The organism is Mycolicibacterium mageritense (assembly GCF_010727475.1).
Lineage (GTDB): Bacteria > Actinomycetota > Actinomycetes > Mycobacteriales > Mycobacteriaceae > Mycobacterium > Mycobacterium mageritense.
The window spans coordinates 5,271,925-5,298,717 of record NZ_AP022567.1 but is presented as its reverse complement, the minus strand read 5'-3'; the positions used below and the strand labels follow the sequence as shown (position 1 = coordinate 5,298,717).

The window sequence follows — 26,793 nt, the reverse complement described above, 5'->3', positions numbered from 1 at the left end:
CAGCTGGCATGTTGGTGCCGTTCACCTGGAAGGTCACCGGCTGGTTCATGATCGGCTGGTCAGCCGAGTTTCAGATCGGTGATGTCAAGGCGCTGAGGTATTTCGGCGAGGATCTGGCCGCCTATCGTGACGAGGCCGGTCGGCTGCACATCCTGGAGGCGCACTGCAAACATCTCGGTGCGCACATCGGCCACGGCGGCAAGGTCGTCGACGACTGCATCGAATGCCCGTTCCACGGCTGGCGCTGGGCGCCGGACGGCACCAACCGCTACATCCCCTACCAACCGGACCGGCCCAACCGCGGGCTGCGGCTGCGCTCATACCCGGTCAGGGAGCAGTACGGGTGCATCTTCATGTGGCACCAACCCGACGGCAAAGAGCCGCAATGGGAGCTGCCCGACATCTTCCACAAATTCCCGCAGTTCGAGACCGACCCGAATGCCTACTATCGGCCGTATCCGGAGTTCTCCAGCCGCGCCGACGCCATCCCCGTGCACCCGCAGATCGTGGCCGAAAATGGCCCGGACAGTTCACATTTCCGGTACGTGCACGGCGCAACGGTGACGCCGGTGTGCCTGCACTGGGAACACGAAGGCGAGGAATGGCGGTTCCTCACCGGTTGGCCCGATGCCCGCAGCGACGATCCCGACCAGATGGCCCTGCGCATCCACAGCCATTTCTCGGGCCTCGGATTTGCCATGAGCGCGTTCGAGGGATCCTCGAACCACCGCCTGATCTTCGCCTGCACACCGGTCGACGACGAGGTGTCGGACATGTTCTATTCGATCTGGTGGCCCAAACTCTCGGGCGAGAAGTCCGACATCCCACCCGCGCAGGTGCGCGCGCAGGTCGAGAAGCAGTTCCTCAAGACGGTGTGGGAGGACTGCGAGATCTGGCGCCATCAGAAGTACATCGAACATCCGCCCCTGGCCAAGATCGACGCGAAACCCTATATGGCGATGCGCAGCTGGGCGAAGCAGTTCTACGAGGTGTCTCCTGCGTAAAGGAGTTCGCATGCTGTTCACCGTCCCTGCCGTCGCGGGCGCTGTCGCCTCCGCCATTCCCGACCGTGCCCTGATCATCCAGGGCGACCGCCGCTACAGCTACGGCGAGATCATCACCCGGTCGAATCGCCTGGCCGCATACCTGCATTCACGGGGCCTCGGCGCACGGACCGAGCGCGAGGGTCTGGCCGGACATGAGGTGGGTCAGGATCTGCTCGGCGTGTACGCCTACAACGGTCCGGAATACGTCGAATCGATGCTCGGCTCCTTCCGGGCGCGGGTGGCCCCCTTCAACGTGAACTACCGCTACGTCAACACCGAACTGCAGTACTTACTTGCCGATGCGGGGGCCACCGCCCTGGTCTACCACGCGGCCTTCGCCCCGCGGGTGGCGGAGATCCTGCCCGACCTGCCCTCGTTGCGGGTGCTCATCCAGATCTCCGACGACTCCGGCAACGATCTGCTGTACGGCGCAGTCGATTACGAGAAGATCGTGGGTGTCGACGTGCCTGCGCCGCCCGTCGAACCGTGCGGCGACGACCTCTATGTGCTCTACACCGGCGGCACCACCGGGATGCCCAAGGGCGTGCTGTGGCGCCAGCACGACATCTTCATGACCGCATTCGGTGGCCGCAACATGGTGACGGGTGAGCACGCCGGTTCGGTCGACGACATCGTCGCGCGGGCGGTCGAGAACCCCGGCACCAAGCTGATGATCCTGCCTCCCCTGATCCACGGTGCCGCACAGTGGGCGGCCATGACCGCGATCACCACGGGTCAGACCGTGGTGTTCCCGCGCGTGGTCGACCGGTTCGATGCCGACGACGTCGTGCGCACCATCGAACGCGAGCAGATCCTGGTGGCCACGGTCGTGGGCGATGCGATGGCTCGGCCGCTGGTCGCCGCGATCCGCAGCGGCATCGCGGACGTCTCGTCGCTTTCGGTTGTCGCCAACGGCGGTGCGCAGCTCACGCCCCACGTCAAGCAGCAGCTGATCGATGCCAAACCCGATCTGATCGTCGTCGACGGGGTCGGCTCGTCGGAGACCGGCGCGCAGATGAGTCACATGTCGGCACCCGGAGCGGTATCGACCGGCGTGTTCAACGCCGGGCCCGACACGTGTGTGGTGGCAGAGGACATGACTGCCGTGCTGGCACCCGGGCACGACGGCCTGGGGTGGCTCGCGCAGCGGGGGTTCGTGCCGCTCGGCTACAAGGGCGACGCCGCCAAGACCGCGGCGACGTTCCCGGTGATCGACGGGGTGCGCTACGCCGTGCCCGGTGACCGCGCGCGTCATCTCGACGCGAACACCATCGAACTGCTCGGGCGTGACTCGGTGACCATCAACTCCGGTGGGGAGAAGATCTTCGCCGAGGAAGTGGAGGCCGCGATCGCGTCGCATCCGGCGGTACGCGACGTGGTGGTGGCGGGCCGGCCGAGTGAGCGCTGGGGCCAGGAGGTCGTGGCGATCGTCGCACTCGCGGAGGGCACTTCCGCGGACGCCGACGAGCTCATCCGGCATGCTCAGCAGACCATAGCCCGCTACAAGCTGCCGAAAGCCGTGGTGTTCCGGCCGGCGATCGAACGAAGCCCGGCAGGCAAGGCCGATTACCGCTGGGCCCGCGAGCAGGCCGTCAGCGGAACCTCTTGAGCCGAGCGGACGTTCGGCGCCGGGCACGCCGCAGCGCGAGGTCGGCACCGACCCGCATCGGGCCGGAGAACGGCCGCGCTGCCTGCGCGGTGACGCTGAACGGCAGGTCCGTACCCACCACGGTGCGGTGATGGCTGAACGCGTCGAACCCCGCTTTGCCGTGATAGGCCCCCATCCCGCTGCGCCCCACTCCCCCGAACGGTGCCGACGACGGGATCATGTGGGCGGCAAAGTCGTTGCGGGCGACACCACCGCTGCGGGTGCGGGCGACGAAGTGCCGGAAGTCGGCACCGTCCGAGCCGAACCAGTACGCCACCAACGGTGCCGGCCTGGCGTTGATGTAGTCGATGGTGTCGGCCAGCGCAGCGTAGCCGCGGACCACCAGCACCGGTCCGAAGACCTCTTCCTCGGCGATGCGCATTCGGTCGTCGACGTCGCGCACGATGGTCGGCGCGATCTTGCGCGTGCCCGGGTCGGGAAGGGTCTCCCCGTGGGGGATGACCACATCGATCCGGGCACCGTGGCCGCGCGCATCGGCGATCAGGCCGACCACCCGGTCGAAGTTCGCCTGGTTGACCGACGAGCAGTAGTCGCCGTTGTCGATGATGGTCGGGAACAGCGCCCGCCAGGTCCGGCGCGCCGCCGCGACGAACTCGTCGACCTTGGTGTCGGGGACGAACACATAGTCGGGACAGACGCACACCTGACCACCGTTTACCATGCGCGCCTGGGCAATCCGGGCCGCCGCGCGCGTCACGTCGGCATCGGGAGCGACCACCGCCGGATTCTTTCCGCCCAGCTCCAAGGTGACCGGAACGAGGTTTCGCGCCGCGGCCTGCTGCACCAGAGCGCCCACGGCCGGCGATCCCGTGAAGAACAGGTGGTCGAAGGGCAATGCGGCGAACTCGGCGGCGACGTCGGCCGCACCGGTGACCACGTGCAGTTCGAGCGCGTCGAAATACCGCGGCGCGGTCGCCGCCATCAGTTCGGCCGTGTTCGGCGTGACCTCCGACATCTTGATCATCACCCGGTTACCCGCGGCGAATGCGGCCGCAGCGGGCAAAACCGTGAGCTGGACCGGAAAGTTCCACGGCCCGATGATGCCGACCACGCCGAGCGGTGACGGCACCACCTCGGCGTGCAGCCCGAACAGCCGGGCCGCACGCATCAGTCTGGTGGAGCGCATCCATTGCGGCACGTTCGATCTGGTGTGCTCGATGACCGAGATCATGCCGAGGATCTCGGCGAAGAGAGCCGCCGAGCGCGATCGGGAACCGTAGTCGGCCGCGGTGGCCGCGACGAATTCCTCGGCGTTGTCGAGGACCATCGCCAACAGCCGGTCGATGCGGTTGCGGCGCAGACCGGCACTCGGCGGTCCGTCGCCGAGGAACGCCCGGCGCTGCGCGACCAGGCGCCGGGCGGCACCGTCCGCGCCGAGCCCGATGGATCCGATGACGTCGGTCACGCGTCGCACTCCTCACTTACGATACCCATCCGGTAAGACATACGGTAGCAGCGAAGCAAGATCTCGGAGGCCGCCTCGCCCACTGCCCGACACTAATACTGTAGTCTTTACCGTAACGAGCTTCGACGAGACTGGCGCGACCCGAAGGGTGACCGTTGGAGAGCAAGGTTCAGGACGCGACGACCGGCGACACAGCAAGCCTGCTGCGTGACCCGTACCCTGTCTTCGCGCAGCACCGCGCCCGACACGGGGTGTTCCGCGGATCGGTGATGGACTGGTCCAAGACACCGGAATCGATGCTCCCCGAACATCAATTCGCGGCCGTGTCCTTCGACGCCGTCAACACGGTCTTCCGCGACGGCAAGGTGTTCAACTCGAAGATCTACGACAGCACCATCGGACTGTTCATCGGCCCCACGATATTGGCGATGGAGGGCAAGGCGCATCGCGACCACCGCAATCTCGTGTCGGCCGCGTTCAAGACCCGGTCGCTGGCCCGGTGGGAACCCGAGATCGTCCGCCCGATCTGCGAGCGACTCGTCGACGAGTTCCTCGCAGCCGGTACCGCCGATCTGGTCAGGGACTTCACGTTCGAATTCCCCACCCGCGTGATCTCCACGTTGCTCGGCCTGCCTGAGGAGGATCTGCCCTGGTTCCGCCGGCGTGCGGTCGAATTGATCAGCTACACCGTCAAATTCAGACGCGCCTTCGAGGCATCCGAGGCACTGAAGAACTATTTCCTCGAGCAGATCGAGCGGCGGCGCGCCACTCCGACCGACGACATCATCGGGGATCTGGTGACTGCCGAGATCGACGGTGAGAAGCTCACCGACGAGGCCATCTACTCGTTTCTGCGACTGCTGCTGCCCGCCGGGCTGGAAACCACCTACAGATCGTCGGGCAATCTGCTATATCTGCTGCTGACCCATCCCGACCAACTGGCCGCGGTGCAGGACGACCGCGAACTCATCGGACCTGCGATCGAGGAAGGTCTGCGATACGAGACCCCGCTGACGACCGTACAGCGCTCGGCCAACCAGGACACCGAACTGGAAGGGGTCGAGGTTCCCGCGGGCGCGGTGATCGACGTGTGCATCGGGTCGGCCAACCGTGACGAGAAGCGGTGGGACCGCCCGGAGAAGTTCGACATATTCCGAAAACGTGTGCCGCACATCACCTTCGCGGCAGGTGAACACACCTGCATGGGTTTACACCTGGCCCGCATGGAGACGCGGGTCGCACTCGAGTCACTGCTCGGCCGCGTCACCAACCTCAAGCTGGTCACCGATGACGATCCGCACATCTTCGGCCAGCCGTTCCGATCCCCCACCGCCATCCCGGTCACCTTCGATCCGGTCGCCTGAGCCTTCCCCGACCACTCAGGCCGAGCAGACGCATGGGTACCCGGAACAGCGACGTACCGGGTACCTACGCGACTGCTCGCGCAAAGAGAGTCACTGCCGGGGCAGGCGCCACCCGATGGTCTTGGTCTCGGTGTACTGCGCGAACCCCTCGATACCGCACTGCCTGCCGACACCGCTGCTCTTGTACCCGCCGAACGGCGCATCGGCGCCGTAGTACATGCCGCCGTTGACGCCGATCGCCCCGGTGCGGATCCGGCGGGCGATACTCATCGCCCGTTCGGCCGACGCCGAGAGCACCGCGCCAGCCAACCCGAACGCACTGTCGTTGGCCAACCGCACCGCCTCGTCATCGTCGTCGAACGGGATCATGACCAGCACCGGTCCGAACACCTCGTCCTGCGCGATGGCCGATCTCGGATCCGCACCGACGATCACTGTGGGCGCAATGAAGTGCCCACCGGCCAGATGAGCCGGCACGTTGTCGAAAGCCGTTCCGCCGACCACGATGTCGGCCCCGTCGCGCCGAGCGCGGTCGCATGCGTCGAGCACCCGCTGCTTGTGCGCAGCGCTGATCACCGGGCCGACCAGCGTCGTGGGCAGCGCCGGATCGCCGACGGGCACCGCACCGAACGCCATCGCCACGTTGGCGACCGCGCCATCGAACAGCGAGCGATGCACCAGCATCCGGGTGTTGGCGGCGCAGGCCTGACCCGCGTGTACACAGGCTCCGACCGCACCGGGAACGATGTGCGCGGGCTTGGCGTCGTCGAGCACGATCATCGCCGATTTCCCGCCGAGTTCGAGGAATGTGCGCTTCATGGTGTCGGTACCCGCACGCATGAGGTGTTTACCCACCGCGGTCGAGCCGGTGAACGACACCATGTCGACGCGGGGATCGGTACCCAGTTGTGCGGCAACCTCGTTCGACGGCGTCGGCACCACGTTGACCACTCCTGGCGGAATGTCGGTGTGCTCGGCGATCAACCGGCCGAGCCGCGTGGCGTTCCACGGTGTGTTCGGGTCCGGCTTGAGCACCACTGTGTTACCCGCGGCCAGCGCCGGACCGAGCTTGTTGAGGATCACCTCTATCGGGAAGTTCGACGGCGTGATGGCGGCGACGACGCCGACCGGTTCCTTGACGACGGTGCGCGCGTTGCGGTCACCGAACAACCCGCCACCGTCGAGCCTGCGTTCCCAGCCGAATTGGTCGATCAGCCGCGCCGGATACCGCAGCGCGTCGGCCAGCGGCCAGTCCAGCTGGGCATTGCGTGTGGTCATGACCGGACAACCGGCCTCGGCGATCAGTTCCTCGCGCAGGTCTTCCCGCTCGGCTTCGATCGCGTCCTGCAGTTGTCCCAGCGCGCGCTTGCGCAGCACGCGGTTGGTCGACCAGTCGGATTCGTCGAACGCCCGCCGGGCGGCTCCGATCGCCGCATCCATGTCCTGCACACCGGCGGCCGTGGTGGAACCCATGACCAGACCGGTTGCCGGGCTGAGGTTGTCGAACTCCGCGCCGGACGCCGTGAGAACCAGCTCACCGCCGATCAGCATGCGCTTCTCGGCCCTCACGGCCGCGCGTCGACCTACTTCCACGCTGTCGGTCGCGGCCACGAGCTCACTCAACTCACACCTCCGAGCTCGACGCTGCAGGCAGCCTTGCCCTTCGTCACCGTTATTAGGTTACTGTAATAGTTACAGTTGCTCTACCATCTGGGCCGGACACGGAGGATCGCATGCAGAAGGCTTTCGCACCGAAAGGTTCCGACCGATGACCAACGACGTTGCGATCATCGGCGTCGGGTTGCACCCGTTCGGCCGGTTCGGGAGCAAGACCGCCATGGCGATGGGCGTCGACGCCATCTTCGCCGCGGTCGAAGACGCCGGGGTGGACTGGAAGGACATCGGCGCGGCCACGGGCGGCAGCTGGACGGTGGCCAATCCCGACGCCATCGTCGGCATGGTCGGGTTGACGGGCATCCCGTTCACCAACGTCTTCAACGCATGCGCCACCGCGGCCAGTGCCACCAAGACGTGCGCCGATGGAATCCGGCTGGGTGACTACGACATCGGCATCGCGGTCGGGCTGGACAAGCATCCGCGGGGCGCGTTCACCGAAGACCCCGCCCTGGTCGGCATGCCGAGCTGGTACGCCGAGAACGGCCAATACCTGACCACCCAGTTCTTCGGTATGAAAGCCAACCGGTACCTGCACGAGCACAACATCTCCCAGCGCACACTGGCCCGGGTGGCCGCCAAGAACTTCCGCAACGGCGCATTGAACCCCAACGCGTTTCGCCGCAAGCCCATTTCGGAGGACGAAATCCTCGGCTCGACCATGCTCAACTATCCACTCACGCAGTACATGTTCTGTGCCCCCGACGAAGGTGCCGCCGCGGTGGTGATGTGCCGTGCCGACATCGCCCGCCGCTACACCGACAAACCCGTGTACCTCAAGGCCGTCGAGGTGCGAACCCGCAGATATGGCGCCTACGAGGTCAACACCACGTGCGCCCCGGTGGCCGAAGACGTCGCGCCGACCGTGTATGCCGCGCGTGCGGCGTTCGAAAAGGCCGGTGTCGCACCCGAAGATGTCGACGTCGTGCAACTGCAGGACACCGACGCGGGCGCCGAGATCATCCACATGGCCGAGTGCGGCTTCTGCGCGGACGGCGATCAGGAGAAGCTGCTCGCCGACGGGGCCACCGAAATCGGCGGCCGGCTGCCCGTAAACACCGACGGGGGCCTGATCGCCAACGGCGAGCCGATCGGCGCGTCGGGTCTGCGGCAGATCCACGAGCTGGTGCTCCAACTGCGCGGCCAGGCCGGAGAGCGCCAGATTCCCGGCTCGCCCCGCGTCGGGTTCGCCCAACTGTACGGCGCTCCCGGCACCGCCGGTGCCACCGTGCTGACCCTTTGATGGCCGAGCGGGAGGACGGAACCCTCACACATGACTGAACAGTTCAGGGATGCACCGATTTTCGACGCAGACCAGCACATGTACGAGACGGTCGACGCGCTGACGAAATTTCTGCCCGAGCGCTATCGGCGGGCCGTGCAGTACGCCCAGATCGGCAGGCAGACCCGCATCGTCATCAACGGCCGCGTCACCGATTTCATCCCCAACCCGACCTTCGAACGCGTCGCGGCGCCCGGCGCCCACGAGAAGTTCCTCGCCGGCGAGAACACCAAAGGCCTGACGCTGCGCGAGATGCAGGGTCCGGCCATCGAAGCACCCAGTGCCACACGCAACCCCGAAGACCGGATCGCCGAACTCGACCGCCAGGGCGTGACAGAGGCCCTCAACTACCCCACGCTGGCCAGTCTGGTCGAACACTCGTCGGCCGACGACCCGCAACTCACGCTCGCCATCATCCACGCGCTCAACGAGTGGATGACCGAGCACTGGACCTTCGACCATGAGGGCCGGGTGTTCTCGACACCTATCATCAATCTGTCCGAAGTCGATGCGGCACAACAGGAACTCGACTACATCCTGTCCAAAGGCGCCAAGGTGGCCTTGATCAAACCCGGCCCGGTCAACGGGCTGCACGGCTGGCGTTCCCCGGCACTTCCCGAGTTCGACCCGTTCTGGCGCGACGTGGAGGCAGCCGGACTGCCGATCGTGTTGCACGCCAGCTATCCCCCACTCGACGACTACGTCGCCAGGTGGGAACCACCGCACACCCAGAACTTCATGGCGCAGAGCGCCTTCCGGTGGATGGTGCTGGGCCACCGGGAGATCGCCGACATGATCACGAGCCTGATCTGCCACGGCACGCTGACCCGGTTCCCCAAACTGCGTATCGCCAGCGTCGAGAACGGCAGCAGCTGGATCTTCCCGTTGTTCCACGATTTCGCGGACCTGTACAAGAAGATGCCGCAGAACTTCCCCGAGCATCCGCACGACGTGTTCCGCCGCAACATCTGGGTCAGCCCGTTCTGGGAAGGATGTGTGGCGGACGTGGTCGACACCGTCGGCTGGGACCGCGTGTTGTTCGGATCCGACTATCCGCATCCCGAGGGCCTTGCGGAGCCCAGCGGATTCTGGAAGTACGCCGACGGCATGGACGTCCGGCGCACGTACGATTTCATGGGCGACAACGCCCGCCGATTCATGGGGCGGCCGATCGCCAACCCGGATCCCGACGCGATCCGACCCCCGGCACTGGCGCGTCGCCAGGCCTGCGGGACCGGACGGCCGGACGCCGGCGTGGCCTGACGCCCCGAACTCGGCGGACGCTGTTACCAAGGGCATGCCGCGTCAGCAGCGCGGACAAGCGATCCGCTCGGCAGAGACGAACATCCCGGGGACTGCACGCGCTATGAGGCGTGCTGCTTGGGCGGCGAGTAATTGGGCTTGCCGAGCCCAAGCACATGCTGCGCAATCATGTTGCGGAACACTTCCAGCGTGCCGCCGTAGATGCCGACGAGCGGCGCGAACCGGTAGACGTACTCGCTGCGGTCGTCGTATCCGCCGTCGGCGCCGACGGGCAGCGCCGCAGCAGAACCCGCGATGTCCATGAGGTCAGGGGCGATGTCCCGCATGGTCTGGGCCAGCGCCACCCGGCCGAAGATGCTGGGCGTCGACAGCGCCGCCTCGAGCCGGGCCACACTGCGCCCCAACCGATAGGCGACCGAACCGTCGTCCACGGCGCGCCGTCCACTCGCGTCCGGGGCACCCACCACGGCCGCGACGTTGTCGGCAGCCTCGGCCATGAATCCGGCCTGATGCATCATGATCGCCACATCGGCCAGGCCATCGTCGGCCGCAGCGACCGCACCGTGTTCGGCGTCGAGTGGCTCGCGCACCACGGCCCAGCCCCCGTTGACCTCACCGAGCCGATAGCGATCATCGACGCGCACATCGGAGTAGTAGACGATGTTGGTGCGGTCACCGTCGACGGTGCGGATGCCCTGAATCTCGATGCCCGGGAGATCGAGCGGCACCAGAAACATGGTGAGGCTCTCGTGTTTCGGTGCCTCGGGGTCGGTGTTGGTGATCAGGAACACGTACTGGCAGTTGTGCGCGCCGGTGGTGAACATCTTGGAGCCGTTGATCACCCACTGATCACCGTCACGGACAGCGCGGGTCTTGCACGTGGCGACGTCGGAACCGCCCTCGGGTTCGGTGTAACCCAGGCACAACCGCACCGTGCCGTCGAACACCCCGCGCAGCACGTCGTCCCGGATCTCGGGCGACGCGAACTTGGCCACCGACCGCGCGACCATCGCGGTGGTGCCCCAGGTCACCCACGGCACCTCGGCCCGGCGCTTCTCCAACTCCCAGATCCGTCGCCGCACTCGGGAGAACCCGCCGTTGGCCTCGGACTTCCATTCCTTTTCCAGATATCCCGCGGCAGCGAGCGCCAGATGCACCCCCTCGTCGAAATTGTCTCCGGTTTCGCGATCGCGCCGGATGACGTCGTCGGTCACGACACCAGCCAGGAATTCACGCACCTCGGTGCGGAACGCCTCATCCTCCGCGGACAGTGCAACTGTTGAGAAGTCCATGTCTAAACCCTGCTTTCGCGAGCGGCCACAATCTCGGCGATGCGTACCGCGGTGGCAGCCGGGTCACCACCCGCGAGCGCCCAACCGCGGGCACGTACCAGATAGGCGGTGGCGGCCGCTTCCGCGGAAACTCCGAGCCCGCCCTGCACGTGCACGGCCATCGTGGCGGCCTTGGCGGCTTCCTCGGCCATGAAGACGAACGCAGACGGCGCGAGTTCGGGCCGTTCGGCAGGCTCGTTGTCGAGGAACCAAGCGGCCCGGCGTGCCAGGCCACGACCGCCCTGTACGGTGATCGCGATGTTGGCCAGTGGGTGCGAAATCCCCTGCAACGTCCCGATCGGCACGCCCAGCGTGTAGCGCGTCTTGGCGAATTCGGCCGCGATGGCCATGGTCTCCTCGACCAGACCTACCAACGCCGACGCGGTGAGCAAACGCCATTCATCCAGGGCGCGTTGGTATTCCGCGAGGGCTTCCGGCCCGCCTGCCACCACGGTCCGGCTGTCCGCAGCCGCCGGGTCCACCCAGGCCATGGGCAGCCTGCCGATGTTGTCGACGCGGACGGGGCGGGTCGAGAATGCCAGCCTCACCAACTCGTCACCCGCCCGCACGACGATGTGGTCGGCGATCGACGCGGTGGGGACCAGCCGCGGTCCGGTGGGCGCGATCTGCTGCGCGTCGAATCCGACCACCTGGGTGCCCTGCACGATCTCGTCGGACAACCCGGCCCCCAGGCGAGCGAGCAACCGTGCCGCGACCACGTGGTCGATCCACGGCACCGGGGCCAGCGACCGCCCGATCTCCTCGGCCACGAGCGTCAGGTCGACGAGCGTCGCACCGTCTCCACCTACGGATTCCGGTAGCGCCATGGTCGTTGCGCCCGTGGCGCACAACCGTTCCCACAAGCTCTTGTCGAACCCCGACGGCTCGGCCGCACGTACGGTCTCAATGTCGCAATAGGTTTTGAAGAACTGCCGATACGCGGTCTGCAGGGCAACGTGATCCTCGGACAGGCTGTAGTCCAGCCTGCGTAGCTCGTAGCGGTCCATCAGCTCTCCCGATTCTCGCCGAAGAAGAACTCAGCGGCATTGTTGTAGAGATAGTTTTCGAGCACCTCGGGAGGCAGATCCAAGGCCAGCGCCTCCGGGACGACACGTTGCATGCGTAGCACCGGGAAATCGGAGGCGAAGATGATCTTGTTCGTGCCTCGCGTCCGCATGAAGTGCAGCAGCGACTCGGGTAGCCGCTTCGGAGACCATGCCGAGGTCATGAGCCGCAGGTTCTGGTACTTGATGAGCATCCGGATCGCGATGTCCCACCACGGATCTGCGCCGTGGATCATGCACAGCTTGAGCTCGGGAAAACGCACGCAGACCCGGTCCAGGTGAATCGGGTTCTGGACCTCGCCGGGGATCGGCGGGCCGGGGATGCCGGTGTTGACGCACAACGGCAGTTCGAGCTCGGCGCACTTGGTGTACAGCGGGTAGTACACCGCATCACTTGGCGGGTACTGCCCGTCACCCCAGAAGCTCGGCCCCACAACGCTGTAGACGACGGGAAGGTCGGCGCTGACAGCGGCGAGCTCGCGCAGTGACGGAATGGGTTGCAGCAGGTTCACCCCGCCCATGGCCAGGGCGAACCGGTCAGGGTGCGCGTCGACGAACTTGCGGGCCGTCACCGACGGTTTGGCCAGCGAGTCCATCAGGATGGTCTTCTGGACACCGTGCGTGTCCATCTCGTCGAGCAGTTCCGCAAGGTCGATCGGGTCGTACATCGACTGCGGACCCTTGAAGTAGTCGTCGCGCACCTTCTTCATGAAGGTGGGCTGGTTTTCGGTCTCGCCGAAGTGGACGTTGACCAGACAATCAATCACCTTGTGCGTCACGCCATCTCCAGTCGCTGCGCGGCGAGACCCTTGGCCCACCGGTAATCGGCTTTGCCGTTGCCGAGCCTGCGGACCTGCTCGACGAAAACCACGTCCTTGGGAACCTTGAACCGCGCGAGCCGCGTCGCGCAATGGTCCTGCAACACCATCGCGTCCACCGCACCGCGGGTCGCGACCAACGCCACGATCGCCTCGCCCCACCGCTCACTGGGCCTGCCGACCACGAGCGCATCCACGACGTCGGCGTGCGACCGCAGGACTTCCTCGACCTCCTCGACGAACACCTTCTCCCCACCGGTGTTGACCACCAACGAATCCCGGCCCAACAAGCGCAGCGTGCCGTCGGCATCCAGGGCTGCCCGATCACCCGAGACGACCACGCGCTGGCCGTCCACCTCGGGGAACGTCCTGGCCGTGGCGTCGGCGTCGCCGTAGTACCCGAGCGGGATGCGGCCGGCGCGGGCCACCCAGCCGACCTCGGGCTCACCGGGATTCAGGAATCGGGAGTAGTCGCCGGCGAGCACGAGCCCGCCCGCGCGGAGCTGGAACGTGTCGGCGGTCGGCGTCTCCCGTTGGGTGTGACCGTAACCCATGTTGCCGGTCTCCGATGAACCGAACCCGTTGATGATGGTGATCTGCGGGATGCGGTCCAGCAAGGCGCGCTGATGTTTCGGATTGGTGGCCGCACCGCCCGTGCCGATCGCGAACATCGCCGACAGGTCATAGGAACGCCTGCCGAGCTCCTCGACGATCGGCGCGGCGTAAGCGTCACCGACCATGGTCATCAGGCCGACCCTTTCGCGCTCAGCGGTTTCCAGCACCGCACGCGGGTCGAAGCGTTGCCTGGTGTCATGCAAGATCACCGTCTGGCCGGAGAGCATCCCGGAGAACGCGGTCCACAACCCGGCCGCGTGCATCAGCGGCGACACCGCGAACCAGGGCGGGCCCGCTTTGGACACCTTCTCGTGGATCTCGCTCACCTGATCGTGATCGGCGCCGTTCATCGACGACACGTAGATGTCGCCCTGGCGCCACAGCACCCCTTTGGGTCGCCCCGTGGTGCCACCCGTGCAGATCATCAGCACGTCGTCAGGCGATGGGGTCAGGACATGATCGATATTTCCCTGGGCCAGCGCATCTTCCAACGCGATCGTGCCCGGCAGCGCGACACCGGCACCGTCGTCGACACAGATCATCAGCTCTGCGTCGAGCACATCGGCGAACCTCGCCCCCAGCGACCGGTGGTAGATCACCGCGCGGGGCCTGAGGTAGTCCAGCAGCTCGGCCACCTCGCCCGGCGCGTAGTGGTAGTTGACGTTGACGGGGACCGTGCGCGCCTTGAGGCAACCGATGACCATGTCGGGATACAGATCGTTGTGCATGACGAGCGCAACGATGTCCTGACCACATTCCCACCGGTTCAGTTCGGCACGCTCCCGATGCGTCCCGAGACCGTGCGAGACCAGGAAGTTCGCGAGCCGCCGGGTCCGGTCGGCACTTTCGGCGAAGGTGGTGCGCCGGGTGCCGCACACCGTCATCTCCCGGTGAGGCGCCGCTTCGGCGATCGCGTCGACGACGGCGCCGATGGTCCATTCGGCCACGCTAGACCGACGCCGCCAGATCCCGGGCACCGGGCGCGGTGCGGCTCGGATCGCCGAGGAGTTCGAGAGCGTTGTCGCGCATGACTTTCCGGGTGTCCTCGAGACTGAACTCGGGGAATTGCGGGATATCTGCGGTGAAGGTGGTCGGGTCGGCCAGTCCCTCACCGTGCGGCCAGTCCGAGCCGAACAGGATCTTGTCGACGCCGATGGTTTCGGCCAGCAGCAACACGTCGTCCTCGTAGTACGGCGCGATCCACACGTTGTTACGCAGCTGCTCGACCGGATCCTCCCTGAAGTGGTACGGCGCATTGTTGGCGGCCTTCTTCAGCCGCTTGATCAGCCGGTAGACGAAGTAGGAGCCGTTCTCGATGCTGCACACCTTGAGCTTCGGATGCCGTGTGAAGACCTGGTGCACGATCATCGAGGCCATGGTGTCGTGGATCGCGCGGTCGTCCATGATCACCATGTCGAGCGGATCTCGCTTGCCGAACCCTTTGAACACCCCGCTGCCGCCCCACAACGCCGGCACCGCCATGTAACCGGAATCCGACAGATGGAAGGCGACTGGGACGCCCGCCTCGGCCAGGCGGGCCCACACCGGGTCGTGGAGCGGGTCGCCCAGGGACCGCGGCCTGACCTCGCCCGGCACGGGGGCCGGGCGTACACACACCAGCTTGGCGCCGCGGCTCAGCACGAATTCGACTTCCTCGACCGCCTTTTGGGGATCGGCCAGTGAGATGATGGGCGCCGAGACGAATCGGCCGTCGGGACGGTCGAATCCCCAGTCCTCGTCCAGCCACAGGTTGAAGGCGTGCACCGAGGCCATGGTGGCTTCGATGTCGTGCTTGAGCCCCTCCTCGACCCCGCACGCGAAGGTCGGCAGCATGAACACGGTTTCGAGGCGCTGCCGGTCCAGGACTTTGACCCGGGCATCGCGATTCTGGTATTCGGGATGGTCGGCGAGCCGGTCGACCTTCATCAGCGACGCGGGATCCACCCCATCTGGGATCTCGCCGCGGAACAGCAGATCCAGGCAACCCGGCTCGATGATCGGGTCGAACGTCGGGTTGGGGATGAAGTGGTTGACCGTTCCGCCCATCACGGCCAAGGTCCGCTTACCATCCTGGACCATCTGCACACCGCGGCTTCTGAACTCTTTGGGCAGGTGCCGGGTGAACGCATCGATCGGCTCGTAGTAGTGGTTGTCGACGTCGACGGCCAGGTAGGGCAGACGCTCTGGGGTGTCGGTCATTTCAGCAACCTTCTTTCAAGGGCGGGAAGTCCGGGGGCCGTTTCTCGAAGAACGCGGTGATGCCTTCGACGAGGTCCGGCCGCACCATGGATTCGTGCATGAGGGTTTCGGCACGTGCGCTGACGTCGACGACGGCGTCGTTGGCATCCCCGTACAGTTGGCGTTTGATCACCGCCATCGACGCCGGCGAGCAGTTGCGGGCCAGATCCTCGGCGTACTCGACCGCGCGGGCCAGCAGATCGTCGGGCGCCACAACCTCTTTCACGAGACCGAGCTGCACAGCCTCCTCTGCGAGGAACGTGCGGCCGCTCAGCAACAGGTCCGCGGCCGCGCCCCAGCCGGCCAGGCGCGGCAGGATCCAGGTGATGCCGTATTCGCCGATCAGCCCGCGGCGCGGGAACGCGGTGGCGAACTTGGCGCCGGCGGCGGCGAACCGCACGTCGCACATCAGGGCGTGGGTCAGCCCGATACCGACACACGCACCGTTGATGGCGGCGATGACGGGCTTGCGCAAAGCAGTGAGGAAGTGCGGGTGCCGCTCACCGACGATCTTGCTGACGTCGGTGTCGCCGTCGATCGACTCGCCAAGGGCCGCCATCGAACCCATGTAGGCGCCTGCGCAGAAACCCTTGCCGCTTCCGGTCAGCACGATGGCCCGGATCGCCGGATCCGCCTCTGCGCGGTCGAAATTCGCGTAGACGCCGGCGGAGATGTCCGCTCCCCACGAGTTCAGCCGCTCCGGGCGATTGAGGGTTATGACGGCGACGCTGCCGCTCACGACGTCGTACCGAACAGCCTCGGTCGCTACCTCATCGCCCAAAGAGGTGTCTGCAGCCACACATACTGTATACCTATCGGTAGAGTGTTCCGCAAGGCTCACATGTGGCCCGCGACCAGCACAAAGCCGGCACCGGGAAGTGGGTAGACCGAGGCCCTGTCAACCCCGTCCCGCACGGCGGGTCGCCGATACCGGACAACGCAGCGCGGGCCCCGTCCGGTGCCGCTACACGAAGTCGCTGCCGCCGTCGACGTTGACGTTCGCGCCGGTCATGTAGGAATTGCGCTTGGAAGCCAAAAATGCCGCGACCGCGCCGATTTCGTGAGGCAGCCCGGCACGTGGCAGATGTGCGGGATGCCCGAAATGCTCGTCGATGGCAGACATCAGCCGGTACGGGTCGGCGCCGTCCGCCCCGACCGAATCGGCCCAGGCAAGCAGCGCTTCCGACGAAATGCTGCCCGGGGACACCACATTGACCATGATCTCGTCCTTGGCCAGCAGCAGCGACAGGTTCTTCGACACACTGGTCACGGCCGCCTTGGCTGCGGTGTAGGCGGGCAGGCGCGTGCTCTGCCGCTGTGTCGAATGCGCCGAGAAGTTCACGATCCGGGCCCACTCCGCCCGGCGCAGCAGCGGCAACGCGGCGGGGACACAGCGCACCATACCCATGAGACCGGCGTCGAACGCCTCCTGCCACTGCGCGTCGGTCAGCTCTTCGAAGTTGCCCGCCGCGCCGGGTCCGACCGTGTTGACGAGCGCATTGAGCTCACCCCACCGCTCGCCCACCTCCGCGAACGCCCGGTCGACCTGCGTCGGATCGCCGATGTCGGCGACGATGGCCACGGCATCCGGGGAACCTCGGTCCGTGAGATCCACTGCGGCAGCCTCGAGCACCTCTCGGAAGCGGCCGACGACGGCCACGCGCGCGCCGTCGTCGGCCAGACACTGCGCAGTGGCGGACCCCATACCCCGGCCTCCGCCGACGACGACGGTGGCCGCGCCCCGGAACCCGAGATCCATGCGGTGGCTAGGAACCAGTCCAGTTGGGTGCGCGCTTTTCGGCGAACGCCGTGGCGCCTTCGATCGCGTCCTTCGACGTGAACACCGGGGTGATCAATTCGCCCTGCCGCTGCCACATCTCGTCCTCGGACCACCCCGCGGACTTGGTGATGATCTCCTTGGTCACCGCGACGGCCAGCGGCCCGTTGGCGGTGATCCGTTCGGCCAGCTCGAGCGCACCCGCCAAGGCCTCGCCGGGCTCGGTCAGCTTGTTGACGAATCCCCAGGCCGCGGCCTCCTCGGCGGTGAAGTTGTCGCCGGTGAGCGCCAGCTCGAGCGCCTTCTGATACGGGATCCGCTTGGGCAGCCGCAGGAGGCCGCCGCCGGCGGCGACCAGTCCGCGTTTGACCTCGGGGATGCCGAATTTGGCCACCTTGGAGGCCACCACCAGATCGGTGGCGAGCACGATCTCGGTGCCGCCCGCCAACGCGTATCCCTCGACGGCGGCGATGAGCGGCTTGCGGGGCGGCTGTTCGGTGAATCCGATGCCCCGGCCCGGCACATGCGGCAGTTCGCCCGACGCGAAGGCCTTGAGGTCCATGCCAGCGCAGAAGTTACCGCCCGCGCCCGTGATGATCGCGACCGAGAGTTCCGGGGTTTCGTCGAGTTCGTCCACGGCGTCGGCCAGCCCCTGCGCGACAGCGAGGTTGAACGCGTTCCGGGCCTCCGGCCGGTTGATCGTGATGATGAGCGTCCTACCTCGGCGCTCCCGCAGCACTACGTCCGACATCGATGCCCCTTCGCTCGCGGCCCAACAAACCCGGAAAAGCATACTATATGTATTACAGTAGAAACTCGCGCCCACGACCGCGTGCGCCGAGCGACGGACCCGAGACCAGCGTAGAGCGGAGCGACGGGATGGCTACCGGTAAGGTTGACGGTGACAACATCCGACGACACGCGCGCATAGGCGCAGTTCAGGCGGTGGCCGACGGTAGATTCGCTGAGATTGGCCCGCGGCGTGAGGACTGCTTGAGCAGTAACGACATTGATGGAGGTGCCCGCAGTGGCAAAGCAACCGACCGCTGAGAAACGCCAACGGCGCGAACGCGGTTCCATCAATCCCGACGACATCATCAAGGGCGCTTTCGAACTGGCCGAGCAGGTCTCGATCGACAACCTCAGCATGCCATTGCTGGGCAAGCACCTCGGCGTCGGCGTCACGAGCATCTACTGGTACTTCCGCAAGAAGGACGAACTGCTCAACGCGATGACCGACCGAGCCTTGCGGGAATTCGTCGTCGCGACCCCGTACGTGGAGGCCAAGGATTGGCGCGAATCTCTCGCCAACCACGCCAGGACCATGCGAAAGGCCTTCATGGGCAACCCGATCCTGTGTGACCTGATCCTGATCCGCTCGGCGCTGAGCCCGCGGGCGGCCCGGCTCGGCGTGCAGGAGATGGAGACCGCCATCGCCGGTTTGGTCGAAGCGGGGCTGTCGGTCGAGGATGCGTTCGACACGTATTCGGCGGTGTCGGTCCACGTGCGCGGATCTGTCGTGCTGCACCGGCTCTACGAGAAAAACCGGGCCATCGACAACGCGCCCGGCGACTACGAAGAGACCATGGTGATCGACCCCGAGACCACGCCGCTGATAGCCCAGGTCACCAGCGAAGGGCACCGGATCGGCGCGGCCGACGAGAAGAATTTCGAGTACGGCCTGGAGTGCATTCTCGACCATGCCGCCCAGCTGATCGAGGCCAATGCCGGCAAGCCGGCCAAGAAAGCGTCCACGAAGCGCAAGGCGGTTTAGATCGCACGGTCGAAGGTGAGCTAGTTGTCGAGATATCGCTGAATTTTCGACAACAAGCTCACTTTCGCCACGCTCAGACCTCGATGACCACCGCGCCGCCCTGACCACCGCCCGCGCACATCGCGGCGACACCGATGCCACCGCCGCGCCGCCGCAGTTCGTAGACCAGTGTGGTGACCATGCGGGCACCCGATGCCGCGATGGGATGGCCCAGGCTGCACCCGCTGCCCGAGAAGTTCACGAGTTCCTCGTCGATGCCGTACTCCCGCACGGCCGCGATGGGCACCGACGCGAACGCCTCGTTGATCTCCCACAGCGCGACGTCAGGTGGTTTGAGCCCGGCGCGGTCGAGTACCTTGCCGATGACCTTGACGCCGCCCAGTCCCGTGTCACGGGCCGGGACACCGACGGCGGCCCAGGCCTTGACGGTCGCGAGCACACCGAGCTGCTCCGCGGCCGCGTAATCGGCGTCGACGAGCGCCACCGCGGCGGCAGCGTCGTTGGTGCCGCTGCTGTTGCCCGCGGTGATGGAGAACCCCTCGATCTCGGGATGCAGGACTTTGAGCTCGGCGAGTTTCTCGGCGGTGGTACCGCGGCGGGGGTGTTCGTCGACGCTGAACTCGGTCACCGAACCGTCGGGCTGGGTCACCTTCAACGGCACGATCTCGTCGACGAACTTCCCCGCGTCGATCGCGGCGACCGCGCGCTGGTGCGACCGGGCCGCCCAAGCGTCCATGTCCTCGCGCGTGATGCCCGCGGCCTGCGCCGTGTTCCAGCCCACCGTGATCGACATGTCGCGCATCGGCGCATCCGGGGTCTCCACATGCGTCGGCGTCATCCACGGCTCGATGAACGTCAGCTCCGGGCCGGGCACCCGCCATTTCATCAGCGGCGACGAGGACAGCGATTGCACGCCGCCGGCGACCAGCACGCGCTCCATTCCCGAGCCGATCTGCGCGGCCGCGTTGCCGATCGCGGTCAGGCTGCCCGCGCAGTGCCGGTTGACCGACTGCCCGGGTACCGACTCCCAACCGAGGGCGTCGGCGGCGTATCGCGCGATGTCACCACCGCCGTAATTGGATTCGGCGAAGATCAGATCGTCGATGGCCTCCGGAACGATCCCGGCCCGACGCACGACCTCGGGTAAGACCGTGGTGATCAGCGTTTCGGGCGGGGTGTTGACCAGCGTGCCCTTGAACGAACGGCCGATGGCTGTGCGGGCTGCGCCGACGATGACGGGTGTTGGCATGAGTATCAACCTTTACGATATTTCGTGTTTATGTAACGGTAGCAGGCGCGCGGGCTAATGCGGCTCCTGCACCTGAAAATGCTCGTCACGCAGCCGGAAGGCCTCCTTGGTGCCGTGCCGCGCGCGGGTCTTGACGAAGTTGAACTCACCGGGCGAGAACTGCAGGTTGGTGCCGTACGCGTGGAACAGGTAGCTGGCCACTTCCTCGCCCTGATAGGCCTGGCTCTGCTCGACGAGACGGAACGCCTCTTTGGCGATGACAACCCCGTCGGCAGGCATCTTCGAGACCTTCTCGGCCCAGTACCGCGCCCGCGCACCCACCTGGCCGGCATCGCAGGTGTCGGTGAAGATCCCGAGGTGCTCGACGGAACCGGCCTCGATGATGTCGCCGGTGAGCAGCATCCGGCGCGCGAGCACCGGGCCCAGTCGGTGGAAGAACATGTGCAAGCTGCCCAGCGCCGGACCGAGGAACCGGGTGGCCGGCATGCCGATCTTGGTGTCGCGTGCGACCACCGAGATGTCGGCCATCAGGGCCATCTCGAAACCGCCGCCGAGGGCGTAACCGCTGATCTCGCCCACGGTCACCTTGGGGAACCCCATGAAGTTGTGATAGAAGCCAAAGGACTTGCGGTCCACGGTGAGTCGTCGACGCTGGCTCGGACGCGCGTTCCGCTGCGACTCCTCGCCCGTCGGGCCGTACCACCCATATGCGTTGTTCATGTCGGCCCCCGTGCTGAACACCCCCTCGGCGCCACGTAGCAGCACCACGGTGATGTCGTCGTCCTCGGCCACGACGTCGAGGTAGCGGGCGATCTCGTCCCGCATCGCGGCATCGTAGGAGTTGCGCCGTTTCGGGTTGTTGAAGGTGATGGTCGCGATGCGGTTGTCCGCGTCGACCTCGAAGAGCACCCGGTCATCCGTCATGCGAAATCAACCTCGCTTCAATGGTTCATCCGGCCTCGGCGGCCGGCGTGGCACGCCGGGGCGCGGCGAGATCCTCGCGCACCGAAGGTTCGTGCGCCGACCAGATCAGTTCCTCCGATCCGATCATCCATCGACGACCTTTCGTGCCGACTTGCACAAGATGGTAACCGCATCGCCTACTGTATGAGCAACTGTATGGATCGAGGGAGGCCGGGATACGTGACTGACGGTTCGGTGACCACGTCCGACGCGGGCCCGGTCCTGCGCATCACCCTCGATCGTCCTGACCGCCGAAATTCGTTGAACCATCGGATGATCGACGATCTGGTCGCAAGCCTCACCGCGGCGGCCCGCGACGACTCGCTGCGGGCCGTCGTGATCACCGGAGCCGGTGCCGATTTCTGTGCCGGGGCGGACTGGGTGTCCACCAATTCTCCGGGTGTGCGACCCCGCACCGGCGATCTGTTGCGCCGCGTCCCGCACGGTGCGCACCGCATCGTCGAACTCGTCGCGACCATGCATCTGCCGGTCGTCTGCGCGGTGCGCGGCTGGGCCGTCGGACTGGGCTGCAATCTCGCGCTGGCCGCCGACTTCACCATCGCCGAAACGAGTGCGTTGTTCTGGGAACCGTTTGTGGACCGAGGATTCAGCCCCGACTCGGGATCCACCTGGCTGCTGCCCCGGTTGGCAGGAGTGGCGCGCGCCAAGCGGATGCTGTTGCTGGGCGAGAAGGTCAGCGGTGCTGAGGCGGCGGACTGGGGACTCGTACACAGCGCGGTGAACGACGACGAGCTCGACGCCGCCACCGAAGAGCTGGTGGCCCGGCTCGCAGCCGGGGCCACCGTCGCGATCGGCCTGGCCAAGCAGGCCATCGCCTACGCGCAGGCCGCCACGCTCACCCAGGCCATGAACCAGGAGCTGTCCAATCTGGAACTGTCTTGCCGTACAGCCGATTTCAAAGAAGGCCTGGCCGCTTTCACGCAACTGCGGGATCCCGACTTCACCGGACGCTGAAAGGCACTCATGTACGACACCATCAAGTACGAGGTGGACGGCCACAAGGCCACCATCACCTTGAACCGCCCAGACGCGCTCAATGCGCTGTCCCCACACATGATCGCCGAACTCCGCGCCGCGTACGACGAAGCGGAGAACGACGACAACATCTGGCTGATGATCGTCACGGGCACCGGCCGGGCCTTCTGCACCGGTGCCGATGTCAAAGAGATCCCCGACGACGGCAAGGTCATCTACGAGCGGCCGTACCTGTCCACCTACGACCAATGGGAGGCTCCCCAGGAGGGCACTCCCCCGTTCCGCCGTATGGCCAAGCCCGTGCTGGCGGCGATCAACGGGATCTGTTGCGGAGCCGGGCTGGACTGGGTCACGACAGGCGACATCGTCATCGCGTCCGACAAGGCGACGTTCTTCGATCCCCATGTCAGCATCGGCTTGGTCGCCGCGCGCGAGATGGTGCGGTTGGCCCGCGCACTGCCGCGATCGGTGGCGCTGCGAATGGCCTTGACGGGCAAGCACGAACGCATGAGCGCCGAGCGTGCGTACGAGCTCGGCATGGTCACCGAGGTGGTCGAACACGACCACCTGCTGCAGCGCGCACACGAAATCGCCGATGTCGTCAATTCCAATGCGCCCCTCGCTGTGCGTGGCACCAGACTCGCGATTCACAAGACCCTGGATCTGCCGTTGCTGGAAGGTGAGATCCTCGCGGAGACGTTCCGCGAGCGGGTCGTGCGCACCGAGGACGCCCAAGAGGGGCCACGTGCGTTCGTGGAGAAGCGCGCGCCGAACTGGCAGGCGCGGTGATGGACACGCTGCTCCTCGACTTCGACCACGCGTCACGGGTCGCCACGGTGACGCTGAATCGACCCGAGGCGCTGAACTCCTTCAACCGCACCATGTGTCGAGAGATGCGTGACGTCTGGCACGCCGTCAAGGCCGACGACGGCATCAACGCCGTGGTGCTGCGGGCCGCCGGTGACCGCGCCTTCAGCGCGGGCCTCGACGTGAAATCCAGCTACGGCCAGCCCAACATCGTGTGGAACCACGAAGACCCAGGCGAGTTGTTGAGTCCCAAATGGCAGAAGATGTGGAAGCCGGTGGTGTGCGCGGTGCACGGCATGTGCACGGCCGGCGCACTGTATTTCGTCAACGAGTCCGACGTGGTGATCTGCTCGGCCGACGCGACGTTCTTCGACTCCCACGTGAGCGCCGGGCTGGTGTCCGCGCTGGAACCGATCGGGTTGATGCGCCGCGTCGGTCTCGGGGACACCTTGCGGATGGCTCTGATGGGCAATGACGAACGTGTTGGTGCCGACACCGCGTTGCGCATCGGGTTGGTCACCGAGGTGGTGGCGCGAGAACAGCTGTGGAACCGCGCGCACGAGATCGCCGAGGCCATCGCCGCCAAGCCGCCCACCGCGACGCAGGGGACCGTCAAGGCCATCTGGGAGTCACTGGACAAGCCATACCGGGCGGCGATGGACCAGGGCCTGATCTACACGCGACTGGGCAATCCGATAGCCAAGGCCGAACTGGCAAGGCTGGACCTGCCCAGGACCGCGCCCCGGATCCGCTGATGCCGCACCCGCTTTCGCAGCGCATCACCGACGTTCTCGGGCTCGACCCGTCGGCACGGGCGCTGCAGTACGACGGTCAGTGGTGCACCTGGGGGCAGCTCGCGACGCTGTCCCGGCGTATCGGCATGCTCACCGGTGACCACCGGGTCGGCATCATGTTGCGCAACACACCGGTGCACGTCGCCGCGCTGCTCGGGGTTCTCGAGGCCGGCGGCACCGTCGTCGTCATCAATCCGGCACGTGGCGACGACCGCACCCGCGCCGATATCGCGTCTCTCTCGCTACCGCTCGTGATCGGACTGGCCGAGGACCACGCCACACTCGTCACGCCGTCCCCCGGCACCGCGTCGATCACGCTGTCCGACGTGGATACCGAGCCAACGGTGACCGGGGAACCGGGCGACGACGCCGGCAGGTCGGGCGTTGCGGTGTGGATGCTGACCAGTGGCACGACCGGTCCGCCGAAACGCGTCGACCTCACCTACGACATGCTGGCCCGCAGTGTCATGGGCGACCAACCCTGGGATGCGCCACGCGGACTGCGCCGCGGCGTGGCCATCGTGAACTCACCACTGGTCCACGTCGGTGGCGTGTTCCGGGTGCTGTCATGTGTCGCAGAGGCTCGCCCGTTCGTGCTGCTACCCAAGTTCGACCTGCGCCGGTGGTCGGCCGCGGTGCGGGAACACCGGCCACGGGCGGTGTCTCTCGTACCCGCTGCCCTGCGCATGGTGCTGCATTCCGAGCTCACGCGCGACGACCTGGCCGGCATCCGGGTCGTCACGTCCGGAACCGCACCACTGTCGGCCGACGATGCCGACGCGTTCACCGAGAAGTTCGGCATTCCCGTCTTGACATCTTATGCCGCAACCGAATTCGGTGGTGGCGTGGCGGGCTGGACGCTCGACGACCATTCGAGATACTGGACCGACAAACGCGGCAGCGTGGGCCGCGCCAATCCGGGCGCGCGGCTGCGCGTGGTGGACGAGGACGGTCGTCCACTCGGGCCCGACGAGCGCGGTCTGCTGGAAGTCAAACCGGCGCAGATGGATCCATCGGCGGACTGGATCCGCACCACCGACCTGGCCCGCATCGACGCCGACGGATTCGTGTGGATTCTCGGACGGGCCGATCAAGCCATCATCCGTGGCGGATTCAAGGTCATGCCCGACGATGTGCGCACCGTACTGGAAAGCCATCCTGCCGTGCGGGGCGCCGCGGTCATCGGCCGCGCCGACGACCGGTTGGGCGAGACCCCGGTGGCGATGGTCGAACTGCACGGTGAGACCACTGTCGACGCGTTGCACGCCTACCTGGGCAGCCGCCTCGCGCGCTACGAGATACCCACCACCATCGCGATCGTCGACGCGATCCCCCGAACACCCTCCGGGAAACCGGACCTCGGCGCCGTACGAGACCATTTTGCGGCCAGTGCGTGACCATTGCCGCGCATCAGACAATGGCATCCGCACGCAGCCGCGTGATCTCGTCACTGCCGTAACCGATCTCGGCGAGGACGTCGTCGGTGTGCTCACCGAGCAGCGGCGCCCTGTGCCGGATTGTGCCCGGCGTCGCCGACATCCGGAACGGCGTCTCGATGATCGGCACGTCACGTGATGCCCCGGGGAACGGCACCCGCTGCAGATAACCCATGGCCCGCACATGCGGATCATCGAGCACATCCTGCGTGGAATGCAGAGGAGCGGCGGGCATTTTCGCATTGTCCAGCAAATCCAGCAGCTCAGCCTTGGTCTTGTCGGCACACCACTGCGCCATGATGTCGTTGAGGATGTCCCCATTGGCCCAGCGGCTGTCGTCGTCGGCGAAGCGCGGATCGTCGAAAAGGTCTTCACGCCCGACCAGCCGGCACCAGCGTTTGAACATGGGCTGGCCTGCCACCTGCAGCAGCACCCATTGATCGTCAGCAGTGCGATACAGGTCACATGGCGCGACCGAGGCGCCCTTGTTGCCCATCCTGGGCTTGTCGGTGTGCAGCAGTTCGCGCTCGATCAGGAATGCGTTCGACAACATCAACGCCGTCGGCAGCAGCGCCGCCTCCACGTGCTGTCCCTGGCCCGTCCGGTCGCGGTGGTAGAGCGCCATCATCACCCCGATCGCAAGCGTGAGCGCCGTGCCGAAGTCGGCGTAGGGCACCACGGTTCGGATCGGCTGGTCGGGCAGGCCCTGCCGATACACCGCGCCCGACATGACCTGTCCCGCACCGTCGAACCCGATCTTGGCGCTGTACGGCCCGCCTTCGCCGTATGCCGTGGCGCTGGCCAGGATGATGTCCGGTTTGATCGCCTTGAGCGTGTCGTAATCCAGACCGCTGGCCCGCATCGCCGCGGCAGGCATGTTGGCGATCACGATGTCGGAGCGGGCGACCAGCCGCCGAGTGATCTCCGCACCTTCGCGTGTCGTGGAATCCAGGGTGAGTGAGCGCTTATTGCGGTTGCACTGCAGGAACGTGCCTCCCTCACCGCCCGCTGTGACGGCCTGGACCCAGCGATCCTCTCCCCCTTCGCGCTTCTCGACCCGCAGCACGTCGGCACCCATGTCGGCGAGGATCGCGCTGCACCACGGTGCCGCGATGAAGCGACCGTAGTCGAGCACCCGAATCCCTTCGAGAACGCCTGGCATGCTCACCGACTCTAGCCGAACGACCGACTGTAAGTATTACAGTACGAAGATGTGCGGCTTGGGTGG

The 26,793-nt window shown here is 66.3% G+C and carries 23 protein-coding genes; 10 read left to right on the top strand and 13 right to left on the bottom strand.

Going from position 1 to position 26,793, the window contains the following annotated elements; genetic code table 11:
• Positions 1-8: 8 nt before the first annotated feature.
• Together G6N67_RS25515 and G6N67_RS25510 are read left to right on the top strand one after the other, a co-directional pair.
• Entirely contained in the window at positions 9-1,004 is a 996-nt protein-coding gene (locus tag G6N67_RS25515) for an aromatic ring-hydroxylating oxygenase subunit alpha (protein ID WP_036427850.1), read from the top strand.
• Between the two features lie 10 nt (positions 1,005-1,014).
• Positions 1,015-2,655, top strand: coding sequence for a medium-chain acyl-CoA ligase Mig (locus G6N67_RS25510; RefSeq protein ID WP_036427852.1), 1,641 nt, complete (start codon positions 1,015-1,017; stop codon positions 2,653-2,655).
• Here the strand turns inward: G6N67_RS25510 and G6N67_RS25505 are convergent.
• Positions 2,639-4,108, bottom strand: a complete 1,470-nt coding sequence (locus G6N67_RS25505) for an aldehyde dehydrogenase family protein (protein ID WP_036434068.1) — start codon at positions 4,106-4,108, stop codon at positions 2,639-2,641. The two genes, G6N67_RS25510 and G6N67_RS25505, sit on opposite strands and share 17 nt — an antisense overlap.
• Positions 4,109-4,275: 167 nt before the next feature.
• Here G6N67_RS25505 and G6N67_RS25500 point away from each other — a divergent pair, with 167 nt between their 5' ends.
• Positions 4,276-5,484 carry a cytochrome P450 gene (locus tag G6N67_RS25500; RefSeq protein ID WP_036427854.1) on the top strand — a complete coding sequence of 403 codons (1,209 nt, stop codon included), beginning with the start codon at positions 4,276-4,278 and terminating at the stop codon, positions 5,482-5,484.
• Between the two features lie 90 nt (positions 5,485-5,574).
• Here G6N67_RS25500 and G6N67_RS25495 read toward each other — a convergent pair whose 3' ends face one another.
• The gene (locus G6N67_RS25495) at positions 5,575-7,107 is read right to left on the bottom strand and encodes an aldehyde dehydrogenase family protein (protein WP_036427855.1); all 1,533 of its coding nucleotides are present in this window, start codon (positions 7,105-7,107) and stop codon (positions 5,575-5,577) included.
• A 145-nt stretch (positions 7,108-7,252) separates the two neighbouring features.
• Between G6N67_RS25495 and G6N67_RS25490 the strand changes: the two genes are divergently transcribed.
• Complete coding sequence (locus G6N67_RS25490) at positions 7,253-8,401, top strand: thiolase family protein (RefSeq protein WP_036427857.1); 1,149 nt, start codon at positions 7,253-7,255, stop codon at positions 8,399-8,401.
• A 30-nt stretch (positions 8,402-8,431) separates the two neighbouring features.
• Positions 8,432-9,703: an amidohydrolase family protein gene (locus G6N67_RS25485; RefSeq protein WP_051578396.1), complete on the top strand. Its 1,272-nt coding sequence runs from the start codon at positions 8,432-8,434 to the stop codon at positions 9,701-9,703.
• A gap of 101 nt (positions 9,704-9,804) precedes the next feature.
• On the opposite strand, the gene G6N67_RS25480 is transcribed toward G6N67_RS25485, so the two are convergent.
• The 8 genes from G6N67_RS25480 to G6N67_RS25445 all read right to left on the bottom strand — a co-directional run bounded on the left by G6N67_RS25480 (position 9,805) and on the right by G6N67_RS25445 (position 18,297).
• Positions 9,805-10,995 (bottom strand): acyl-CoA dehydrogenase family protein, encoded by a 1,191-nt coding sequence (locus G6N67_RS25480; protein WP_036427859.1) that lies wholly within the window; start codon positions 10,993-10,995, stop codon positions 9,805-9,807.
• A gap of 2 nt (positions 10,996-10,997) precedes the next feature.
• The gene (locus G6N67_RS25475) at positions 10,998-12,041 is read right to left on the bottom strand and encodes an acyl-CoA dehydrogenase family protein (RefSeq protein ID WP_036427860.1); all 1,044 of its coding nucleotides are present in this window, start codon (positions 12,039-12,041) and stop codon (positions 10,998-11,000) included.
• Complete coding sequence (locus G6N67_RS25470; protein WP_036427862.1) at positions 12,041-12,877, bottom strand: amidohydrolase family protein; 837 nt, start codon at positions 12,875-12,877, stop codon at positions 12,041-12,043. Before G6N67_RS25470 ends, G6N67_RS25475 begins: the two co-directional genes overlap by 1 nt.
• Entirely contained in the window at positions 12,874-14,478 is a 1,605-nt protein-coding gene (locus tag G6N67_RS25465; protein WP_036427864.1) for an acyl-CoA synthetase, read from the bottom strand. The genes G6N67_RS25470 and G6N67_RS25465 overlap by 4 nt, the downstream gene beginning before the upstream one ends.
• Before the next feature lies 1 nt (position 14,479).
• Complete coding sequence (locus G6N67_RS25460; protein WP_036427866.1) at positions 14,480-15,730, bottom strand: amidohydrolase family protein; 1,251 nt, start codon at positions 15,728-15,730, stop codon at positions 14,480-14,482.
• Between the two features lies 1 nt (position 15,731).
• A complete protein-coding gene (locus G6N67_RS25455) occupies positions 15,732-16,568 on the bottom strand; it encodes an enoyl-CoA hydratase (RefSeq protein WP_051578397.1) in 837 nt (278 codons plus the stop codon).
• Between the two features lie 165 nt (positions 16,569-16,733).
• On the bottom strand, positions 16,734-17,528 hold the full coding sequence (locus G6N67_RS25450) for an SDR family NAD(P)-dependent oxidoreductase (RefSeq protein WP_036427869.1): 795 nt from the start codon (positions 17,526-17,528) through the stop codon (positions 16,734-16,736).
• Between the two features lie 7 nt (positions 17,529-17,535).
• Complete coding sequence (locus G6N67_RS25445) at positions 17,536-18,297, bottom strand: crotonase/enoyl-CoA hydratase family protein (protein ID WP_036427872.1); 762 nt, start codon at positions 18,295-18,297, stop codon at positions 17,536-17,538.
• A 261-nt stretch (positions 18,298-18,558) separates the two neighbouring features.
• Between G6N67_RS25445 and G6N67_RS25440 the strand changes: the two genes are divergently transcribed.
• Positions 18,559-19,320, top strand: coding sequence for a TetR/AcrR family transcriptional regulator (locus G6N67_RS25440; RefSeq protein ID WP_179976750.1), 762 nt, complete (start codon positions 18,559-18,561; stop codon positions 19,318-19,320).
• Between the two features lie 73 nt (positions 19,321-19,393).
• Here G6N67_RS25440 and G6N67_RS25435 read toward each other — a convergent pair whose 3' ends face one another.
• Together G6N67_RS25435 and G6N67_RS25430 are read right to left on the bottom strand one after the other, a co-directional pair.
• Positions 19,394-20,569, bottom strand: a complete 1,176-nt coding sequence (locus G6N67_RS25435) for a thiolase family protein (RefSeq protein WP_036427875.1) — start codon at positions 20,567-20,569, stop codon at positions 19,394-19,396.
• 54 nt (positions 20,570-20,623) lie between these two features.
• Positions 20,624-21,493: an enoyl-CoA hydratase/isomerase family protein gene (locus G6N67_RS25430; protein WP_036427877.1), complete on the bottom strand. Its 870-nt coding sequence runs from the start codon at positions 21,491-21,493 to the stop codon at positions 20,624-20,626.
• Positions 21,494-21,688: 195 nt separating this feature from the next.
• Here G6N67_RS25430 and G6N67_RS25425 point away from each other — a divergent pair, with 195 nt between their 5' ends.
• The 4 genes from G6N67_RS25425 to G6N67_RS25410 are packed head-to-tail and all read left to right on the top strand — an operon-like array spanning position 21,689 to position 25,526.
• Positions 21,689-22,507: an enoyl-CoA hydratase/isomerase family protein gene (locus tag G6N67_RS25425; RefSeq protein WP_036427879.1), complete on the top strand. Its 819-nt coding sequence runs from the start codon at positions 21,689-21,691 to the stop codon at positions 22,505-22,507.
• Between the two features lie 9 nt (positions 22,508-22,516).
• Complete coding sequence (locus G6N67_RS25420; protein ID WP_036427882.1) at positions 22,517-23,317, top strand: enoyl-CoA hydratase/isomerase family protein; 801 nt, start codon at positions 22,517-22,519, stop codon at positions 23,315-23,317.
• Positions 23,317-24,090, top strand: coding sequence for an enoyl-CoA hydratase/isomerase family protein (locus G6N67_RS25415; RefSeq protein WP_036427884.1), 774 nt, complete (start codon positions 23,317-23,319; stop codon positions 24,088-24,090). Before G6N67_RS25420 ends, G6N67_RS25415 begins: the two co-directional genes overlap by 1 nt.
• Positions 24,090-25,526 (top strand): class I adenylate-forming enzyme family protein, encoded by a 1,437-nt coding sequence (locus G6N67_RS25410; protein WP_036427885.1) that lies wholly within the window; start codon positions 24,090-24,092, stop codon positions 25,524-25,526. The genes G6N67_RS25415 and G6N67_RS25410 overlap by 1 nt, the downstream gene beginning before the upstream one ends.
• Positions 25,527-25,539: 13 nt before the next feature.
• Here G6N67_RS25410 and G6N67_RS25405 read toward each other — a convergent pair whose 3' ends face one another.
• A complete protein-coding gene (locus G6N67_RS25405) occupies positions 25,540-26,727 on the bottom strand; it encodes a CaiB/BaiF CoA transferase family protein (protein ID WP_036427886.1) in 1,188 nt (395 codons plus the stop codon).
• Positions 26,728-26,793 lie beyond the last annotated feature (66 nt).

What these genes read in the sequence shown, in the direction of transcription:
- G6N67_RS25515 (WP_036427850.1), top strand. Translation starts at nt 9, where the DNA reads ATGTTGGTGCCGTTCACCTGGAAGGTCACCGGCTGGTTCATGATCGGC.
- G6N67_RS25510 (WP_036427852.1), top strand. Translation starts at nt 1,015, where the DNA reads ATGCTGTTCACCGTCCCTGCCGTCGCGGGCGCTGTCGCCTCCGCCATT.
- G6N67_RS25490 (WP_036427857.1), top strand. Translation starts at nt 7,253, where the DNA reads ATGACCAACGACGTTGCGATCATCGGCGTCGGGTTGCACCCGTTCGGC.
- G6N67_RS25485 (WP_051578396.1), top strand. Translation starts at nt 8,432, where the DNA reads ATGACTGAACAGTTCAGGGATGCACCGATTTTCGACGCAGACCAGCAC.
- G6N67_RS25480 (WP_036427859.1), bottom strand. Translation starts at nt 10,995, where the DNA reads ATGGACTTCTCAACAGTTGCACTGTCCGCGGAGGATGAGGCGTTCCGC.
- G6N67_RS25475 (WP_036427860.1), bottom strand. Translation starts at nt 12,041, where the DNA reads ATGGACCGCTACGAGCTACGCAGGCTGGACTACAGCCTGTCCGAGGAT.
- G6N67_RS25460 (WP_036427866.1), bottom strand. Translation starts at nt 15,730, where the DNA reads ATGACCGACACCCCAGAGCGTCTGCCCTACCTGGCCGTCGACGTCGAC.
- G6N67_RS25450 (WP_036427869.1), bottom strand. Translation starts at nt 17,528, where the DNA reads ATGGATCTCGGGTTCCGGGGCGCGGCCACCGTCGTCGTCGGCGGAGGC.
- G6N67_RS25445 (WP_036427872.1), bottom strand. Translation starts at nt 18,297, where the DNA reads ATGTCGGACGTAGTGCTGCGGGAGCGCCGAGGTAGGACGCTCATCATC.
- G6N67_RS25440 (WP_179976750.1), top strand. Translation starts at nt 18,559, where the DNA reads ATGGAGGTGCCCGCAGTGGCAAAGCAACCGACCGCTGAGAAACGCCAA.
- G6N67_RS25435 (WP_036427875.1), bottom strand. Translation starts at nt 20,569, where the DNA reads ATGCCAACACCCGTCATCGTCGGCGCAGCCCGCACAGCCATCGGCCGT.
- G6N67_RS25430 (WP_036427877.1), bottom strand. Translation starts at nt 21,493, where the DNA reads ATGACGGATGACCGGGTGCTCTTCGAGGTCGACGCGGACAACCGCATC.
- G6N67_RS25425 (WP_036427879.1), top strand. Translation starts at nt 21,689, where the DNA reads ATGGATCGAGGGAGGCCGGGATACGTGACTGACGGTTCGGTGACCACG.
- G6N67_RS25420 (WP_036427882.1), top strand. Translation starts at nt 22,517, where the DNA reads ATGTACGACACCATCAAGTACGAGGTGGACGGCCACAAGGCCACCATC.
- G6N67_RS25415 (WP_036427884.1), top strand. Translation starts at nt 23,317, where the DNA reads ATGGACACGCTGCTCCTCGACTTCGACCACGCGTCACGGGTCGCCACG.
- G6N67_RS25410 (WP_036427885.1), top strand. Translation starts at nt 24,090, where the DNA reads ATGCCGCACCCGCTTTCGCAGCGCATCACCGACGTTCTCGGGCTCGAC.
- G6N67_RS25405 (WP_036427886.1), bottom strand. Translation starts at nt 26,727, where the DNA reads ATGCCAGGCGTTCTCGAAGGGATTCGGGTGCTCGACTACGGTCGCTTC.